The sequence below is a fragment of the Leifsonia sp. 1010 genome (assembly GCF_031455295.1).
Lineage (GTDB): Bacteria > Actinomycetota > Actinomycetes > Actinomycetales > Microbacteriaceae > Leifsonia.
On record NZ_JAVDSL010000002.1, the window covers coordinates 105,980 to 122,793 of the forward strand.

Sequence of the window (16,814 nt, forward strand, 5' to 3'; positions counted from 1 at the left end):
CGGAGACCGGCGGAGGGCGATAGACTGGTCCGCTGCCCGACACAGTGCCGGGCGTTGACCATCGCCGACGTGAGGAGCGAGCTGTGCCGAAGGAACGTGGCCAGAAGGTCGTGGCCACCAATCGCCGGGCGCGCCACGACTACACGATCGAGGACACCTTCGAGGCGGGCCTCGTGCTCACCGGGACCGAGGTGAAGTCGCTGCGGATGGGACGGGCGTCCCTCGTCGACGGCTACGCGTTCGTCGACGGCGGCGAGGCCTGGCTCGACGCCGTGCACATCCCGGAGTACGCGGACGGCACGTGGAACAACCACGCCCCGCGGCGCAAGCGGAAGCTGCTGCTGCACAAGGCGCAGATCCTGAAGATCGAGAACAAGGTCAAGCAGGGCGGCTACACGATCGTGCCGCTCTCGATCTACTTCAACGACGGCCGGGCGAAGGTCGAGATCGCGGTGGCCAAGGGCAAGCGCGAGTACGACAAGCGCCAGGCCCTGCGCGAGCGTCAGGACCAGCGCGAGGCGCAGCGGGCGATGTCCACGCGTGGGCACATGGGCGAGTGACCGCCCGGGCCGAGTGACAGACTGAGGGTATGGACTCGACCGCTCAGCGCATCCCGATCGAAGGCACGTACAACTTCCGGGATGTCGGCGGCTACCCGGTCGATGGCGGAACGACCCGCCGAGGCAAGCTGTTCCGGGCCGACGCCCTCGGCCGTCTCAGCCCGGCCGGACGCGAGGCACTGCGCGAGCTGGGCATCCGCATCGTGATCGACCTGCGCGACGACTTCGAGGTCGCGGCGCTGCCCGACGCCCTGGACGGGCTCGACGTCGAGGTGCTGCACCTCCCGGTGTTCGAGGGGTCCGGTGCGTCCGCATCCACCGTGGGGGCGACCATCGTGCACCTGTACGACAAGATCGTCTTCCAGCACACCGATGTGATCGTGCGCGCGCTCCGCGAGATCGCGGACACCGGGGAGGAGCCCGTCGTCGTCCACTGCACGGCCGGCAAGGACCGCACCGGCATCGTCGTCGCCCTCGCCCTCTTGGCGGTCGGCGTCGACCGGGAGACCGTCGTCTCCGATTACGCCGTCACCGAGGACAACCTCCGCGGGCCGTGGCTGGAGGGGATGCTGGAGCTCGTCCGCGGCTATGGCGTAGAGGTCACACCAGACCTGCGCATCATCCTGGGCGGAAGCCCGCGGGAGGCGCTGGAGACGACGATCGACCGCATCGAGGAGCGCGCGGGAAGCGTGCGGCAGTACCTGCTCGACGCCGGGCTCGACGAGCTGGAGCTCGCCAAGCTGCGATCCGTGCTGGTGGAGCCCGCCTGACCGACCGGATGCCCGCGCTCTGACGCTCTCAGGGTGCGTTGCGGATTCTCATCGGACCCATAACCGCCTCCCAGCGCCAACAACGCTCGCGGCTGCTTTCATGTGAGCATGAGCAACACGCAGCCCACCGATCCCACCGAGCCGCTGCCGCCCTATCAGGGCCACACGCCTCCGCCCGGCCCTGCTGCGCCTGGTGTACCGGCCGCACCGGCCGCGGGCGTCGCGGCGCCGGTCGTGCCGGAGCCGTTCTACAAGCGGCACGGTCTGGCGTTCGCGATCTCCACCCTCGTGCTCTCGATCGTCGTGCTGCTCGGCCTCGTCACCGCCGGCTCCTTCGCGGTCGCCAATGTCGTGTCGCACCTCGGCGAGCGTGCGATCTCGCGGGTCGTGCCCGGACAGGGTCATGGGCAGCCGGGAGTTCCCGGGATGCCCGGGCGGCCCGGGGACGGCGGCGGGAACGGAAAAGGCGACGGCCAGCAGGGCGGAGGAGAGGACCAGAAGGGTCGGGTCCTGCTCCGCGGCACCATCGCATCCATCTCGGGGGACACCTGGACGATCGACCGGGACAGCGGCTCGTCGGTCGACGTGCGGGTGACCTCGTCGACCGTGTTCGGCACGCCGAAGCAGTCGGCGTCGAAGTCCGACTTCGCGACAGGGGACGAGGTGATCGTCATCGCCAAGCGCGCCGACGACAGCGTGACCGCGACGCGTGTGCTCAAGCTGGATGCGTTCCCGACCCGTCCGCCGTCGACGCCGGGGACGCCGCAGACCCCCGGTTCCTGACGCTGCGGGCGCGACCGCGCCTCAGCTGGCGGAGAACCGGGCGTGCACCTGCACGGCGATCGTCAGCTCCTCGGGCTTGAGCGAGAGCGTGGCACCGCCGGAGTCGGCGGAGACCGCCCGCGCGAACAACGGCTGCGGCGGCTGACCGGGGGCGGAACCGTCGCCGAGCATGCCCGGGTCGCTGAGGGCGAGCGGCTTCACCGTCGTGAGTCCGAGGCTCGTCGCGTAGACGGTGGCCTTCGCGACCGCGTTCTCGACCGCTCGTCGCCGCGCCTCCTGCGTCAGGCTCTGCCGACGCGCTTCCGTCAGCGACCACGTCACGCCGTCCACAGCGACGCCGTCGAGCAGCGACACCACGCCGACCCAGTCGGACAGCGCGGCGAGGTCGCTGAACCGGGCGTCGATCCCCACCTCTGCGTGATGCACGACGTCCAGCCGGCGGCCGTCGTTGCTCCACGGGCGGTCGCCCCAGACGCGCAGCTGGTCGGAGGACCATTGAGTGACGGGTCCGCTCTGCGGGTTGTGGAGTTCGCGCAGTTCGCTGCTGAGCTGGAGCTGGCGCTGCGTCGTGAGGGCGAGCACGTCATCCCGCGACGGGCCCTCGTAGGAGACCCGAAGCCGCACCGCTCCGCGCTCGGCCGGGTGCCGCAGCTCGTACTCTCCCTGGACGGTGATGATCGTGTCGGCCATTCCCCGATGGTGGCATAAACGGCCGCGCGACGATGTTGTACTATGAGTAGCTGCCCGCCCTGGCGGCGGCACCCGTAACTGGACAACTCAACAGCGCGTGACAGCGACCCGGCCACTCGGCCGCGCATGGGGATGATCGGTTTCGACATTGTCTGCGTGACTGTGAGAAGCGGGTCGAGGATGCATGGTTATCTCGTTAACGATCCATGCGAAAAAATAAGTGCCAATAACAAGAGCACTGTCTCGGCCAAGGCCGACTTCGCCCTCGCGGCGTAAGTTCACCTCCGCCATTTGAGAGACCGTCAGACCGGGAATCGTCCTCTACCCGGATCCTGGCGTCAGCTAGAGGACTTGCTTCTGCATTGAGCATCAGGGTGCAGAGGGACTTCCACTGATACTGGGCCCGTCGGAGCAGGTGCCAGCGACAAGCTCCGGGGCCGAGAAAGCGATTTCACTGGCTACGCCCGTAGAAGGCACATGACCACAGCAGTGGACGGGGGTTCGATTCCCCCCATCTCCACCATCAGGTCGCTGTCACGTGTTGTTGTCGAAAGTCCCCCGGAAATCCGGGGGACTTTCGTGTTTCTGACGCGTCGCAAACACTGCCTGTCCGCGAGTGGACCCTCCCTGCGACACTGAGCCGGAAATGACCGGACCAGTGGGAGGTACACCATGACCGATGACGTTGAATCCGTCGCCCCGATCGACTTCGTGATCATCGAATTCCCGGCGGGGCAGCAGAACTTCTCGGGGGAGGTGATCGACGAACTGCTCGCTCTGGTCGACGCGGGCATCATCCGCCTGGTGGATGCGATCGTCCTCGTCAAGGACGAGGACGGCTCGGTCGAGGCCGTCGAGCTGTCGGAGCTGGAGGGCCTGTCGGCCCTCGCCACGCTCGCGGAGCAGCTGGCCGACTTCCTCGCGGAGGCCGACATCGCGACCCTGTCCGAGGCGATGGAGCCGGGCAGCGTCGCCGGTGCGATTGTCTACGAGAACCTGTGGGCGGCACCCTTCGCGGCCGCCGCACGCCGGGCCGGAGGCAGGCTCATCGCCGATGGCCGCATCCACAGCCAGGACATCGCCGACGCCCTCGAGGCGGAGGCCGAACTCGAAGCAGCAGAAGCGCACGAAGAGCAGGGAGCCTGAGATGTTGAGAGCAGCACGAGTCGGACGGGTCGGCGTGGTCCGCGCGCCCGTCGCCAAGGCGGCCGTGGTCACCCGCGCCGTCACACCGGGCCCCGCGCCCGTGGCCAAGGCGGCCGTCGTCGGCGCCGCCGTGACCCCGCGCCGCCGGCGCATCTGAGGGGGCGACATGGCCATCGACCGCGCAGCCCGCAGCGTCCTGCCGATCCCGGACCGACCGTCGCCTGGACTCACCACGTATGACGCGAAGGACCCGGACACGTCGTATCCGCCGATCACCCCGCTGCGGCCACCGGAGGGTGCGCCGAACGTCCTGGTGATCCTCATCGACGACGTCGGATTCGGCGCATCCAGCGCCTTCGGTGGCCCCTGCGCCACCCCGAACGCGGAGCGGCTCGCCGCGAACGGGCTGACCTACAACCGCTTCCACACGACGGCGCTGTGCGCCCCGACCCGCGCGGCGCTGCTCTCCGGGCGCAACCACCACTCGGTGGGCATGGGCAGCATCACCGAGACGGCGACTTCGGCCCCCGGCAACAGCTCGCTGCGGCCGAACACCAAGGCGCCCCTCGCGATGACCCTCAAGCTGAACGGGTACTCGACGGCGCAGTTCGGCAAGTGCCACGAGGTCCCGGTCTGGCAGTCGTCGCCGATGGGGCCGTTCGACGCCTGGCCGTCCGCGGGTGGAGGCTTCGAGACCTTCTACGGGTTCATCGGGGGAGAGGACAACCAGTGGGATCCGGCCCTCTACGACGGGACGACCCCCGTCGAGCCGCCGGCGACCCCGGAGGAGGGGTACCACCTGACGGAGGACCTCGCCGACCACGCCTCCACCTGGATCCGGACGCAGAAGGCGCTCATGCCGGACAAGCCGTTCTTCGTATACTTCGCGCCCGGGGCGACACATGCGCCGCACCACGTGCCCAAGGAATGGGCCGACAAGTACGCCGGGAAGTTCGCCGGCGGGTGGGATGCGCTCCGCGAGCAGACCTTCGCGCGCCAGAAGGAGCTCGGGGTGATCCCGGCGGACGCCGAGCTGACCCCGCGGAACCCCGAGATCCCGGCCTGGGACGACATGCCCGACGAGCTGAAGCCGGTGCTGGAGCGCGAGATGGAGGTCTACGCCGGATTCCTCGAGCACACCGACCACCATGTCGGACGGGTGCTCGACACGATCGACGACCTCGGCATCCTCGACAACACGCTGATCTACTACATCATCGGCGACAACGGGGCGTCGGCCGAGGGGACGCTGAACGGCGCCTTCAACGAGATGGCCAACTTCAACGGCATGGCCGCGCTCGAGACGCCGGAGTTCCTGCTCTCGAAGCTGGACGAGCTCGGCAGCCCGAGCTCGTACAACCACTATGCGGTGGGCTGGGCCTGGGCGATGGACACGCCCTTCCAGTGGACCAAGCAGGTCGCCTCCCACTGGGGCGGCACCCGCAACGGCACCATCGTGCACTGGCCGGACCGCATCACCGACAAGGGCGGTCTGCGGTCGCAGTTCACCCACTGCATCGACATCGCGCCGACGGTGCTGGAGGCCGCAGGGCTTCCGGAGCCCACGTTCGTGAACGGAGTCCAGCAGTCGCCGATCGAAGGCACCAGCATGGTCTACACGTTCGACGGCGCGGACGAGCCGGAGCGGCACGATCTCCAGTACTTCGAGATGTTCGGCAACCGCGGAATCTACTTCAAGGGGTGGAGCGCCGTCACGAAGCACCGCACCCCGTGGAACCTGGTGGGCGGCACCGTCCCGGCGTTCGACGACGACGTGTGGGAGCTGTACGACGGGAACGTCGACTACAGCCAGGCGCGCGACCTCTCGGCCGAGCAACCGGACCGCCTCCACGCGCTGCAGAGACTGTGGCTGATCGAGGCGGTGAAGTACAACGTGGTCCCGCTCGACGATCGAACCGCCGAACGGCTCAGCCCGCAGATGGCCGGGCGGCCGGTGCTCGTCCAGGGCAACAGCCAGCTCCTGTATCCGGGCATGGGCCGGCTCTCGGAGAACAGCGTCATCAGCCTGAAGAACCGCTCCTTCTCGGTCACCGCCGAGCTGGAGATCCCGGACGGCGGAGCGTCGGGCGTCGTGGTCGCGCAGGGCGGCCGGTTCGGTGGATGGGCCCTCTACCTGGTCGACGGCGTCGCGCGCTTCACGTACAACGTCCTGGGCATCCAGCTGTTCACGACCGAAGCCGGGGAACCGGTGCCGGCGGGCACGCGGCAGGTGCGCGCCGAGTTCGCCTACGACGGCGGCGGCCTGGCGAAGGGCGGCGACGTCACGCTCTACTACGACGGCCGGGAGGTCGGCTCCGGGCGGATCGGGGTCACCCAGCCCATGATCTTCTCCGCCGACGAAACGACCGATGTGGGCTACGAGTCGGGGACTCCCGTTTCGCCCGACTACACGACCGCCACGAGCCGGTTCACCGGGCGCATCCGCTGGGTGCAGCTCGATGCCGGGCTGGACGACAACGACCACTTCATCGACGACGACGAGCGACTGCGGGTGGCGATGGCTCGTCAGTGACGGGGTGGTGGTTCCGCGCCGGCGGACGACGGTCGTTCGTCCGCCGGCGCGGAGTGGTCAGGACTCTTCGTCCGCCTTCGGCTGAGCGGGGCGTCGGCGACCGGTGAGCACGACCACGAGCACGCCGAGCAGAGCGAGCACCACGATCCCGACGCCGATGCCGATCACCAGCGCGATGCTTCCGGAGCCCGAACTCGCGGTCGCCTCGGCGGCCGGGGCCGGACTCGACGTCGCGGCGCCGGTGCTCTGTCCACCCGCTGTGGCCGCACCCGCCGCGCACGCCGGCGGGCCGTCGCTGCCGGGCGCTTCCGCGGTCCCTGCCGGAGGCTGGTAGGTGAACGGGATGGTGCCGGACACGGTGTGCCCGTCCGCCGAGACGATCTGCCAGGTCACCGTGTACGCCCCCGGCGCACCGAGGGCCACCGGAGCCGTGACCGTGCGGTCGGCGATGGTCGGGCATCCGGTCTCGTAGTGACGGTTCGCGGCGTCGGTGACCTGCACCAGCGACGAGGAGCCGTCGCCGCTGAGATCGAGCACGCGGTCGTTGAACGTGAGGGATGCGCTCTCGAGCGGCGTCGACTGGGTGGAGCCGGCCGACGGCGTGCTCTGCACGAGGTAGTCGTGAGCGCTGGCGGCCGCGGCGGGGACGACCGCCAGCAGGCACGCCAGCGCGAAACCGGCAAGAGCGGACACGGCCGAGGGCCGCATCCGGGCGTGGGCTGTCCGGGTCACCCCGTCAGCCCCGCGGGCTCGTCGCCGCGCCGCGGCGCGTGAGGGCGAACACCGCCACGACCAGGGCGATCGCGCCCAGCGCGAGCCCGCCGATCCCGAGACCGATCGCGACGGCGTCGCTGGCCGCGGACGACGCCGTCGGCGCAGGCGCGGCCGGTGTACTCGTCATCAGCGGACCTGTGGCGCCGTCCTCCGCGGGCGGCGCGTCCGTGACGTAGAGGGTCGGGGCCGGGTGCTCCGGCTCTTTCCCGTCGGCGGGGGTCTTCTCATCCCAGTCCACGACCGTGCCGTCGGAGTAGGTCTGCTGGGTGGGCAGCAGGATGCTGCCGGTGTCGGGGACCGCCCCCGCCGAGATGACGAACTGCTGGAACTCGCCAGGTGCGACCTGCACGCCGGGGTCCGCCGTCCAGATCACCTTCACCGGCGCCTCCGTGATGGTGCCGTCATCCGTCTTCACCGGCTTCGCGAGCTTCTCGGTGACGACCTGGGTCGTCCAGCCGGTGAGCGGCTGGTAGGAGACGGAGGTGAACGGGGTCGCGGTGGGCAGATCCACCTCGAGTTTGACCGTGCCGGCGGTGGCGGACTCGGTCGGCACCTTGAAGGTGAGCGTGGCGTAGCTGCCGGGCTGAGCCTGGTCCGGGTTCACCCGGACGTGAGCGCTGGCGGCGAGCGGGAACGAGAGGGCGAGGGCGGCGGCGACCACGGTGGCGGCCGCGCCCGTGAGGAAACGCGTGTTCATGAGAAGGGTCCGATTCTCGACCGCGTGCTGCGGCCGGGTAGGCAGATGGGTGGGAGAACCGCGAGACGCGGCAGACCTCTGCCCGGCGGGGGAGCGGAGAGCTCAGGCCGGGCCCATCAGCGCCGGAGGACCCCGGTGCCGGAGACGCCCGAGCACGACCGTCCGATCGGGAAGGACCACCGGGACCGTCTCGACCCGCGCCTGCGCCACCGGCACGTCGACGACGGCGACCGCGGTCAGCAGTCGCCGCAGCGAGAAGGCGGTGAACTCGGAGACGGCGACGAACACGCGCTCGCCGTAGCGGAGCGCCGCGAGGGTGAGAAGGGCGGCGGCGGCGTGGGCCAGCCACATCCACGATCCGCTGAGCGGCATGGCGGGCATCGGCATGGCGGGTGCACCGTCCATCACCATGGTCAGGTGCGATCCGGGATGGAGGTGGCCGGTCGCTCCCGCGAAATGCGCGGACGGGCTCAACGAGAACAGCGCGTGGAACAGGAACTGGCTGAGCGCGACCGACGAGGCCGACCGCCACAGCGACGACCGCTTGCCGGCGAGGACGATGCAGCCGAGCCCAGAGAACACGAGGCTGAGCGTCAACGCCACCGCGCTCGGCGGCAGCCCTCCGCCCGCGACGTGGAACAGCGCGGCGACGAAGGTCGCGAAGCCGGCGGCGATGAGGCCGCGAGCCACACGTGCGCTGCGCGTAGACATGTCACTCCGTCGAAGGTGGGGGCAGGTCGAGTCTAGCCGTAGGGGTCCGGCGCCGCCCGCGGTGGTGGCTACGCCGCCGCCTGGGCCAGCGCCCAGTCGAGCGTCACGCCGAGGGCGGTCAGTACCGAGATGTGTCCCTCTCGCGGGCGGATCCAGAGCTCGGCGTCGGGGAGGCGTTCGAGGAGGGAGGCCGCGTGCTGGGGAGGGACGACACGATCGGAGTCGCCCTGCACGAGGAGGACCGGCGGCCGGACGGAACGCAGATCGAAGCCCCACGGCGAGACGTAGGCCAGGTCGTCGTCGGCCTCGCCTGCCGGGCCCTCCGCGGCCCCGGCGCCCGCGTCGGCGCCGAGCGGACCCCAGTCGGCATTCAGCGTGTCGTAGTCGCGCGGAGTGAATGACTCGGGATCGAACTCGGCGGTCTCGGCGTAGGCCAGCCGGGCCTCGCGACCGGAGAGGGCGGAGCGCAGACCGCCGGGGGACGCCATCCCGGAGAACCAGTCGGGGGAGCCGTCGAAGGGAGAGAGGCCGGCGAGCGTGACGATCGCGGCCACTCGCGCAGGGTCTAGGGCTCCCAGCGCGAGAGCGTGCGGGCCGCCCCCGGACGCGCCGACGGTGACGAACCGTTCCACGCCGAGGAGGTCGGCCACGGCGAGGATGTCGAGCGCCGCATCCGCGATCGAACGCCCAGGGCGGACGTCCGAGCCGGGATAGCCGGGCCGGGTGACGGAGAGCACGCGCATCCCGCGCGCCTCGGCGGCAGCGGCCACCGGCGCGATCACCGCGCCGGTCTGCGGGGTGCCGTGGTGCCAGACGAGCACCGGGGCATCCGGGGCGCCGCCCGTGTCGAAGAAGCGGAGCGCTCGGCCGTCGGCGGTGCGCACGTCCTGCCGGGTCACGCCTGCCAGCCGTCCAGCTCGGCGAGGAGTTCCGCCTTGCGGACGTCCGACGCGAACGACGCCTCGATCGAGGTGCGGGCGAACCGGCGGGCCTGATCCGCGGAGAGGCCCAGCGCATCCCGGACCGCGGCGAAGTTCTGCCCGACGTAGCCGCCGAAGTACGCGGGGTCGTCGGAGTTCACGGTGACGCGGACGCCCGCCGCATCCAGCCGGTGCAGGGGGTGGTCGCGGAGGTCCGGCGTCGCCTGCAGGCGAACGTTCGAGAGGGGGCACACGGTGAGCGGGATGCGCTCCTCCGCCAGCCGCGCGACGAGCTCCGGATCCTCGATCGAGCGGATGCCGTGGTCGATGCGCTCCGCGTGCAGCAGGTCGAGCGCCTCCCGCACGTACGCGGGCGGGCCCTCCTCGCCGGCGTGCGCGACCGCGTGCAGGCCGCGGGCGCGGGCGCGGGCGTAGACGCCCTCGAAGAGCGACGGCGGGTAGCCGACCTCGGCGGAGTCGAGTCCGACACCGACGATGCGGTCCGTGCGGCGGAGCCCGGCGGTCAGGGCCTCCTCGGCGGAGGCGACCGGCTGATCGCGCAGGAAGCAGAGGATGAGGCCACCGGACATCCCGACCTCGCGCTCGGCCTCATCCAAGGCGTCGCCGATGCCGTCCACGACGTCGTCGAACGCGACACCGCGCGAGGTGTGCGCCTGCGGGTCGAAGAACAGCTCGGCGTGACGGACGCCCTGCGCGTGCGCGCGGCGGAGGTAGCGGCGCGTCAGCTCCGCGAAGTCCTCGCGGGTGCGCAGCACGGCCATCGTCGCGTAATACAGGTCGAGGAACGACTGCAGGTCGTCGAAGTCGTACTGCGCCGACAGCTCCTCGACCGTCGCGTAGGGGAGGTCGATGCCGTTGCGGTCGGCGAGCTCGAACGCGAGCTCCGGCTCCAGCGTCCCTTCGATGTGGAGGTGCAGCTCGGCTTTCGGGAGGGAGTTCAGGGCGTCGTCGGTGAGGGCGTCGTCGGTCATGCTCCGATCCTCCCACCGACGGACGGGGTTGCGCCGCACGGATGACGCGGCGGGAGCGCGGGTCCCGTTAGCCTCGCGTCATGAGACGTCGTATCGCGCTTGCCTGCGTCGGCGTCGCGCTGGTCGTCGTCGGAGTCACCGACGCGCGCGGGATGCACGGAGCGGTCGCGGCCTTCGTCGGCGACGCGCTCTACGCCGCACTCATCGTGGTCGTGATCGCGTTCCTCTCTCCACGTGCGTCCGCAGTGGCTGTGGCCGTTGCCGCCTTCGCCGTGTGCGCCGCCGTCGAGCTGTTCCAGCTGACCGGGGTGCCCGCAGCTCTGGCGGACGCCGTTCCGGCCGTCGCGCTGGTGCTCGGCACGACCTTCCAGTGGACGGACCTGGTGGCGTACGCGATCGGCGCGGCGCTGGCGGGAGCGGTGGATGCGGTCAGCCGACGCGCAGCAGGATCTTCCCGCGGTGGGCCGACGACTCCATCCGCCGGTGCGCGGCCGCCGCATCCTCCAGCGGGAACACCGAGTCGATGACCGGGCGCACGCGGCCGTCGGCCAGCAGCGGCCACACGTTCGCACGCACGGCTGCGATGATCGCGACGCGCTCGGCGAGCGGCCGGGCGCGCAGCGTGGTGCCGTGGATGCTCGCGCGCTTCCGCATGAGCAGCCCCATGTCGACGGCGGCGGGAGTTCGATCGCGGACGGCGATGGACAGGATGCGGCCACCCGTCGTGAGAGCGTCCAGGTCGCGTGCGATGTACGCGCCGCCGACGATATCGAGCACCACATCCACTCCGCGTCCGTCGGTGAAGGCCCGAGCGGCCTCGACGAAGTCCTGCGTGCGGTAGTCGACCGCGGCGTGCGCGCCCACCTCGCGGCAGAACGCCGCCTTCTCCTCGCTGCCCGCCGTGGCGATGACGTCCGCGCCGAGTACGCGGCCCAGCTGGATGGCCATGGTCCCGATGCCGCTCGACCCGCCGTGGACGAGCAGGGCTTCGCCCGCGGCGAGCCGCCCGAGGTCGAAGACGTTCGACCAGACGGTTGCGGCGACCTCGGGCAGTCCGGCCGCCTCGACCAGGTCGACCGAGTCCGGCACGGGAAGGACCAGGCCGGCGTCGACCGTGACCAGCTCGGCGTAGCCGCCTCCCGGGAGCAGGGCGCAGACGCGGTCTCCGACGTGCCAGGCGTCGACGCCGTCTCCGAGCGCGTCCACGACGCCCGAGACCTCGAGCCCCGGCCAGTCGGGTGCGCCGGGCGGCGGGGGATAGTACCCGCGCCGCTGACTCAGATCGGCGCCGTTGAGCCCGGCGGCCGTGACGCGGATCCGGACCTCGCCGGCCGCGGGCACCGGGTCGGGCCGCTCGGCGAGGGTCAGCGCGTCCGCGTCTCCCGGCTCCGGCACGACGACGGCGCGCATCAGGCGCCCCTCGCAGGCTGGGTCGGCTCGACGCGGTCAGCGCGGCGGCCCAGCACATCCCGGATCCGCACCTTGCTCGAGTACTCGATCGATCCGTACCGGAACAGCCGGACGGCGATGCGCAGCACGATGACGGAGAGCACGAAGAGTTCGACGATGATGATGATCGCCTGCCACAGCGGTAGCGACCCGAAGGCGTTGAGGATCAGCGCCGTGATGGGGGCCGTGTACGGGAAGTACGCCAGCAACTGCACGATCGGCGAGTTCGGGGAGCTGATGGCGAAGCCCGACGCATACAGCGGGATGACGACGGCGAAGATCACCACGGAGAACACCGGCGCCGCATCCTTCGCTGTCGGCATGACGGCGCCGACGGCCACCAGCGTTCCGGTGAACAGGGCGAACCCGCCGATCAGGATGAGCGCGCCGACGATCATCTTCTGCGGATCGAACACGAGCCCGCTGAGGTCGAAGTTCGGCAATTGCAACTGATCGCGGAAGAACAGGTACCCGATGAGCATGGGCAGCGCGAACACCGCCAGCTGGATGATGCCGATTGCGAAGAGCGAGATGACCTTGCCGAGAAGCAGGTTCGTCGGGTTGATCGTCGTCAGGATCATCTCCGTGACGCGGTTCTCCTTCTCCTCCAGCGTGGAGTTGAGCATCTGGTTGCCGAGGAACACGATGACGATGAAGAAGGCGGCCAGGAACACGAGGGCCGGGAGGATCGCTTCGAAGCCTGGCGCCCGCTTGCCGTCGGCGAATGTCGTGGTCGAGGTCTTCACATCCCCGCGGAGCACGGCGACATCGGTCGGGCTGTCCAGCTTCTGCTCGACGCTCGCCGAGAGGAGCGACTCGGCGACGGCCGAGTACTTGCTGTTCTGGAAGACGCCGGAGTCCTCACCGTAGACGCGGACGGTCTGCTTCGCGGGATCGGCGGGGTAGGCGAAGTAGGCGGGCGTTCCGCCGATCTGGACCTCCTCGACCCCCTCCGCCTCGGAGGTGATCTGCGTGCCGCCGTACTGCTTCGCGATCGTCGCGTCGATGAGGCCGGAGTCGTCGGTGTAGAGGAACTCGAAGCGCGAGTTCTTCTGCTGGTCGGCGGTGTTCGCGGTCGACACGTTCGAGGCGATGATCAGGCCGCCGAGGCCGAAGACGAGGATCGGGATGATGAGGGTGATCGCCCAGAACCGCCGCTTCGTGATCGTGCGGCGGAACTCGAACGAGATGACGGTGCTCAGATTGTGGCGGGCCATGGTCAGTCCTCCTCGCGGCTCTCGGCGCCGTAGACCTCGACGAAGATGTCGTCGAGCGACTTCCGGGTGGGGGAGAAGCGGGAGACGGGAATGCCCGCATCCACGAGCCCTCGCAGGATCGCCGAGGGGTCGACGCCGTCCACGGCCTCCAGTTCGGCGTGGCCGCTCTCATCCGACAGGATGCGGTAGGCGGGCGAGTCGGGCAGGCGCTCGGTGTCGTGGTCGACCTGGACGATGGTGCCGCCGAACTGCTCCTGCACCTCCTCGACCGTGCCGTAGGCGCGCGCGCCGCCGTCTTTCAGCAGGATGACGCGGTCGCAGAGCCGCTCGACCTCCTCCATCTGGTGGGTCACCATCATGACGGTGGAGCCCGCGCGCTTCTGGTCGTCGATGATGTCCATCAGCAGACGGCGGTTCACCGGGTCGAAGCCCTTCGTCGGCTCGTCGAGGATGAGCAGCTCCGGATCGTTCATGATCGTCACGCCCAGCTGCACCTTCTGCTGCTGGCCGCCGGAGAGCTTGTCGAGCCGCACCTTCTCCTTGTCGCCGATCCCCACGCGTTCGAGATACGAGCGGGACCACCGCCTGGCCTGCTCGGCGCCGAGGCCCTTGAGTCGACCGAAGTAGACCATGACATCGATCACGGACTCCTTCTTGTAGAGCCCGCGCTCCTCCGGCAGGTAGCCGAGGCGCTCGCCGGCCTCCGGGCTGAACGGCTTGCCGTCGATGTGCAGGACGCCCGCCGTCGGCTGGTAGATGCCGAGCAGCGCGCGGATGGTGGTGGTCTTGCCGGAGCCGTTGCTGCCGAGGAACCCGAACGTCTCGCCGCGGTTGATGTCGAAGGACAGATCGCGGATCACCGTCGTACGCCCGAAGTCCATCCGGAAGTTCGCGATGTGGACCAGCGGCTCCGTCGTCGTGGGGGTCTGTGCGCTCATCGGGGTCAGCCTAGGGCAGCGGCCCGGCGTCGGCGAGCGCCTCGAGCAGCGCAGGATGCAGCAGGCCGTTCGAGGCGAGCGACGACCCGTTGCCCGGGCCGGGTGTGCCGTCCACCGACGTGAACGTGCCGCCCGCCTCCTCCACGATGGGGATGAGCGCGGCGAGGTCGTAGGTCTTCACGCCGAACTCGGCCACCGCATCCACCAGTCCCTCGGCCAGCAGCATGTACGACCACATGTCGCCGTACGCGCGGTCGCGCCAGATACGGCGGGTGAGGGCGATGAGGCGGTCGAGGTAGCCGGCTTCGTCCCACTGGGCGATGCTCTGGAAGCTGAGTGACGCGTGCTCGAGGTCGGCGACGCCGGAGACACGGATGCGGCGCGGCTCGGCGCCGGGCGCATCCGTCGTCCATGCCCCGCCGCCGGTCACCGCCCACCAGCGCCGGCCGAGCGCGGGGGAGCTGACGACGCCGACGCGTGGGACGCCGTCAACGGCGAGGGCGATCAGCGCGCCCCAGACCGGCACCCCGCGCAGATAGTTGGCGGTGCCGTCGATCGGGTCGATGATCCACTGACGGGTGGTGTCGCCCTCTGTTCCGTACTCCTCGCCGAGGATGCCGTCTTCCGGGCGCTCGGCGGCGATCGTCTCGCGGATGGCGCGCTCGACCGCGAGGTCGGCCTCCGTCACCGGCGAGCGGTCGGGCTTGGTCTCGACGTGCAGGTCGCGGTCGAGGAAATGCGTCAACGAGATGCGGTCGGCCTCTTCTGCGAGCCGGAGGGCGAGGTCGAGGTCGGCGGCGAGGGCGGTGGATGCGGTGTCGGGCACGATCCGAGCCTAGCGTCGCACCCTTGGCAGCCGGGGTGCCGGAGGGTACCTGTGGAAACATGCGAAAGATCGTGTACGCAGGCTCAACGTTCTATACCGGGGATGCGCTCGCGGAAGCGCTGATGGACTACGCGCGGGCACTCGCCCGGCACGATATCGCCGACACGATCTTCGTGCCGGGACGCACGATGCAGGGAGACACGGACAAGGTGGAGCTGCTCATCGGACCCGCGAGCCAGATCGTGAGCGAGCCGGTCGAGCTCATGGGGGTCGAGATCGAGGACGACGAGCTGGTCGCGCAGTTGCGGAGCCTGACCGCGCAGCTGGCACCGCGGAAGCCCACGGCCGAGCCGGCCGACGGCTCCGGTGACGGGCGCGACGGCCGTCCCTTCGACGACATGCTCTAAGGGGCCGCCCGCCCCGCGCACGACCGCGGCCTCCCGCCGAAGCTTGTTGCCCGGCGCCGCCTCCCAATACGCTCGCGGTAGCCCTGCGGGGCGGAGCGGAGGCACCATGCGTTTCATCCGGCGACCCGTGAGTGCGCGGGAGCGTGCCGCCGCCGCTGCCCCGGAACCCCCGATGCGCCGCAGCCCGTTCCTGTTCGGCTACCTGATCGCGCTCGGGGCCATCGGCGCGGTCGCGACCGGCTACATGCTGTACGGCCTGCGCTCGATCATCTTCTCGGTCTTCCTGGCGATGTTCGCGACCGTCGGACTCGATCCCCTCATCCGCTGGTTCCAGCGCCGCGGGATGCGCCGCGGCTGGGCCATCACCACCGTCATCCTCATCATCGTCGCCGTGCTGGTCGCGATCATCTGGGTGGTGGTGCCGCTCATCGTCCAGCAGATCTCGTTCCTGGCGGCGGCCGTCCCGCAGGAGATCACGAAGCTTCGCGCCGAGGGCTGGTTCGACACCGTCAACGACGCGAGCAACGGGGTGGTCGGGCAGGTCGTCTCGTGGATCTCCGAGCAGGTGCAGAACCCGCAGACGTGGGCGACCATCGGCAACGGGCTCGTCGGGTTCGGCCTGTCGGTGCTGAACGCGGTCACCACCGGCTTCTTCATCGCCATCCTCACCATCTACTTCATCGCCTCCTACGACTCCACCAAGCAGGCCGCGTACCGGCTGGTGCGCCGCTCGCACCGCGACCGGTTCGAGAGCTACGCCGAGCGCATCCTGCAGAACTTCGGCAAGTACCTGAGCGGGATGGTCGTGCTGGCGTTCTGCAACTCGGTCTTCAGCCTCATCCTGCTTCTCGCCACCGGTGTCCCCGGCGCATTCCTCATCGCGCTCGCCGCGTTCTTCATCACGCTCATCCCGCTCATCGGGACGGTGCTGACGACGGCCGTCATGTCGGTGCTCGCGTTCATCCACTCGCCGGTCAGCGGCGTGGTGGTGCTCGTGCTGATGCTCGTCTACATGCAGGTGGAGGCGTACATCCTCACGCCGCGGGTGATGGGGAAGGCGGTGCAGGTGCCCGGATCGGTCGTCCTGATCTCGGCGCTCGCCGGTTCGACGCTGTTCGGTCTGCCCGGAGCGCTCGTCGCCATCCCGATCTCGGCGGGCATCATCCTCATCATCAAAGAGGTCGTGATGCCCCGGAAGGAGCTCCGCTGAACCGAGCGATCCTCGATTGGCGAGAACCGCGAAACGGATGCTAATGTTGAGCCTCGGTTCGGGAAACCGGATCGGATGCGCCTCTAGCTCAATCGGCAGAGCAATTGACTCTTAATCAATGGGTTCAGGGTTCAAGTCCCTGGGGGCGCACCAACGGAAAGCCCGGTCACATGTAGCGTGCGGCCGGGCTT

General features: G+C 69.9%; 19 protein-coding genes, 1 tRNA gene and 1 other RNA gene. 11 read left to right on the top strand and 10 right to left on the bottom strand.

Annotated features, from left to right (window positions below):
* Window positions 1–83 precede the first annotated feature (83 nt).
* The 3 genes from smpB (at window position 84) to J2Y42_RS11235 (ending at window position 2,113) form a co-directional block, all read left to right on the top strand.
* Window positions 84–560 (top strand): SsrA-binding protein SmpB, encoded by a 477-nt coding sequence (gene smpB / locus J2Y42_RS11225; protein ID WP_309858393.1) that lies wholly within the window; start codon window positions 84–86, stop codon window positions 558–560.
* 29 nt (window positions 561–589) lie between these two features.
* The gene (locus tag J2Y42_RS11230; RefSeq protein ID WP_309858395.1) at window positions 590–1,330 is read left to right on the top strand and encodes a tyrosine-protein phosphatase; all 741 of its coding nucleotides are present in this window, start codon (window positions 590–592) and stop codon (window positions 1,328–1,330) included.
* A 108-nt stretch (window positions 1,331–1,438) separates the two neighbouring features.
* Window positions 1,439–2,113, top strand: a complete 675-nt coding sequence (locus J2Y42_RS11235) for a DUF5666 domain-containing protein (protein WP_309858398.1) — start codon at window positions 1,439–1,441, stop codon at window positions 2,111–2,113.
* Window positions 2,114–2,134: 21 nt separating this feature from the next.
* Here J2Y42_RS11235 and J2Y42_RS11240 read toward each other — a convergent pair whose 3' ends face one another.
* A complete protein-coding gene (locus J2Y42_RS11240; protein WP_309858401.1) occupies window positions 2,135–2,803 on the bottom strand; it encodes an SIMPL domain-containing protein in 669 nt (222 codons plus the stop codon).
* A 128-nt stretch (window positions 2,804–2,931) separates the two neighbouring features.
* On the opposite strand from J2Y42_RS11240, the gene ssrA reads away from it, so the two are divergent.
* The 4 genes from ssrA to J2Y42_RS11260 all read left to right on the top strand — a co-directional run bounded on the left by ssrA (window position 2,932) and on the right by J2Y42_RS11260 (window position 6,482).
* Window positions 2,932–3,326, top strand: a transfer-messenger RNA (tmRNA) gene (gene ssrA / locus J2Y42_RS11245).
* Window positions 3,327–3,475: 149 nt separating this feature from the next.
* A complete protein-coding gene (locus J2Y42_RS11250) occupies window positions 3,476–3,949 on the top strand; it encodes a DUF6325 family protein (protein WP_309858404.1) in 474 nt (157 codons plus the stop codon).
* A gap of 1 nt (window position 3,950) precedes the next feature.
* A complete protein-coding gene (locus tag J2Y42_RS11255; protein ID WP_018190529.1) occupies window positions 3,951–4,106 on the top strand; it encodes a hypothetical protein in 156 nt (51 codons plus the stop codon).
* Between the two features lie 9 nt (window positions 4,107–4,115).
* A complete protein-coding gene (locus J2Y42_RS11260) occupies window positions 4,116–6,482 on the top strand; it encodes an arylsulfatase (protein ID WP_309858408.1) in 2,367 nt (788 codons plus the stop codon).
* A 57-nt stretch (window positions 6,483–6,539) separates the two neighbouring features.
* Here J2Y42_RS11260 and J2Y42_RS11265 read toward each other — a convergent pair whose 3' ends face one another.
* The 5 genes from J2Y42_RS11265 to J2Y42_RS11285 form a co-directional block, all read right to left on the bottom strand.
* Window positions 6,540–7,214 (bottom strand): copper resistance protein CopC, encoded by a 675-nt coding sequence (locus J2Y42_RS11265; protein ID WP_309858411.1) that lies wholly within the window; start codon window positions 7,212–7,214, stop codon window positions 6,540–6,542.
* A gap of 4 nt (window positions 7,215–7,218) precedes the next feature.
* Window positions 7,219–7,953, bottom strand: a complete 735-nt coding sequence (locus J2Y42_RS11270) for a YcnI family protein (protein WP_309858414.1) — start codon at window positions 7,951–7,953, stop codon at window positions 7,219–7,221.
* Between the two features lie 102 nt (window positions 7,954–8,055).
* Window positions 8,056–8,664: a hypothetical protein gene (locus J2Y42_RS11275; protein ID WP_309858416.1), complete on the bottom strand. Its 609-nt coding sequence runs from the start codon at window positions 8,662–8,664 to the stop codon at window positions 8,056–8,058.
* Window positions 8,665–8,732: 68 nt separating this feature from the next.
* Window positions 8,733–9,563: an alpha/beta fold hydrolase gene (locus tag J2Y42_RS11280; protein WP_309858419.1), complete on the bottom strand. Its 831-nt coding sequence runs from the start codon at window positions 9,561–9,563 to the stop codon at window positions 8,733–8,735.
* Window positions 9,560–10,576, bottom strand: a complete 1,017-nt coding sequence (locus J2Y42_RS11285) for an adenosine deaminase (RefSeq protein WP_309858421.1) — start codon at window positions 10,574–10,576, stop codon at window positions 9,560–9,562. The genes J2Y42_RS11280 and J2Y42_RS11285 overlap by 4 nt, the downstream gene beginning before the upstream one ends.
* Before the next feature lie 80 nt (window positions 10,577–10,656).
* Between J2Y42_RS11285 and J2Y42_RS11290 the strand changes: the two genes are divergently transcribed.
* The gene (locus tag J2Y42_RS11290) at window positions 10,657–11,103 is read left to right on the top strand and encodes a DUF2809 domain-containing protein (protein WP_309858424.1); all 447 of its coding nucleotides are present in this window, start codon (window positions 10,657–10,659) and stop codon (window positions 11,101–11,103) included.
* Here J2Y42_RS11290 and J2Y42_RS11295 read toward each other — a convergent pair.
* The 4 genes from J2Y42_RS11295 to J2Y42_RS11310 are packed head-to-tail and all read right to left on the bottom strand — an operon-like array spanning window position 11,006 to window position 15,006.
* The gene (locus tag J2Y42_RS11295) at window positions 11,006–11,986 is read right to left on the bottom strand and encodes an NAD(P)H-quinone oxidoreductase (RefSeq protein WP_309858428.1); all 981 of its coding nucleotides are present in this window, start codon (window positions 11,984–11,986) and stop codon (window positions 11,006–11,008) included. The genes J2Y42_RS11290 and J2Y42_RS11295 overlap by 98 nt on opposite strands.
* The gene (locus J2Y42_RS11300; protein WP_309858431.1) at window positions 11,986–13,242 is read right to left on the bottom strand and encodes an ABC transporter permease; all 1,257 of its coding nucleotides are present in this window, start codon (window positions 13,240–13,242) and stop codon (window positions 11,986–11,988) included. Before J2Y42_RS11300 ends, J2Y42_RS11295 begins: the two co-directional genes overlap by 1 nt.
* A 2-nt stretch (window positions 13,243–13,244) precedes the next feature.
* Window positions 13,245–14,180, bottom strand: a complete 936-nt coding sequence (locus J2Y42_RS11305) for an ABC transporter ATP-binding protein (protein WP_309858435.1) — start codon at window positions 14,178–14,180, stop codon at window positions 13,245–13,247.
* Window positions 14,181–14,190: 10 nt separating this feature from the next.
* Window positions 14,191–15,006 (bottom strand): inositol monophosphatase family protein, encoded by an 816-nt coding sequence (locus tag J2Y42_RS11310; protein ID WP_309858438.1) that lies wholly within the window; start codon window positions 15,004–15,006, stop codon window positions 14,191–14,193.
* A 59-nt stretch (window positions 15,007–15,065) separates the two neighbouring features.
* Between J2Y42_RS11310 and J2Y42_RS11315 the strand changes: the two genes are divergently transcribed.
* From J2Y42_RS11315 to J2Y42_RS11325, 3 genes are all read left to right on the top strand, one after another.
* Window positions 15,066–15,413, top strand: a complete 348-nt coding sequence (locus tag J2Y42_RS11315; protein WP_309858440.1) for a hypothetical protein — start codon at window positions 15,066–15,068, stop codon at window positions 15,411–15,413.
* A 106-nt stretch (window positions 15,414–15,519) separates the two neighbouring features.
* The gene (locus J2Y42_RS11320) at window positions 15,520–16,623 is read left to right on the top strand and encodes an AI-2E family transporter (RefSeq protein ID WP_309858443.1); all 1,104 of its coding nucleotides are present in this window, start codon (window positions 15,520–15,522) and stop codon (window positions 16,621–16,623) included.
* 77 nt (window positions 16,624–16,700) lie between these two features.
* A tRNA-Lys gene (locus J2Y42_RS11325) sits at window positions 16,701–16,776 on the top strand.
* Window positions 16,777–16,814: the final 38 nt, after the last annotated feature.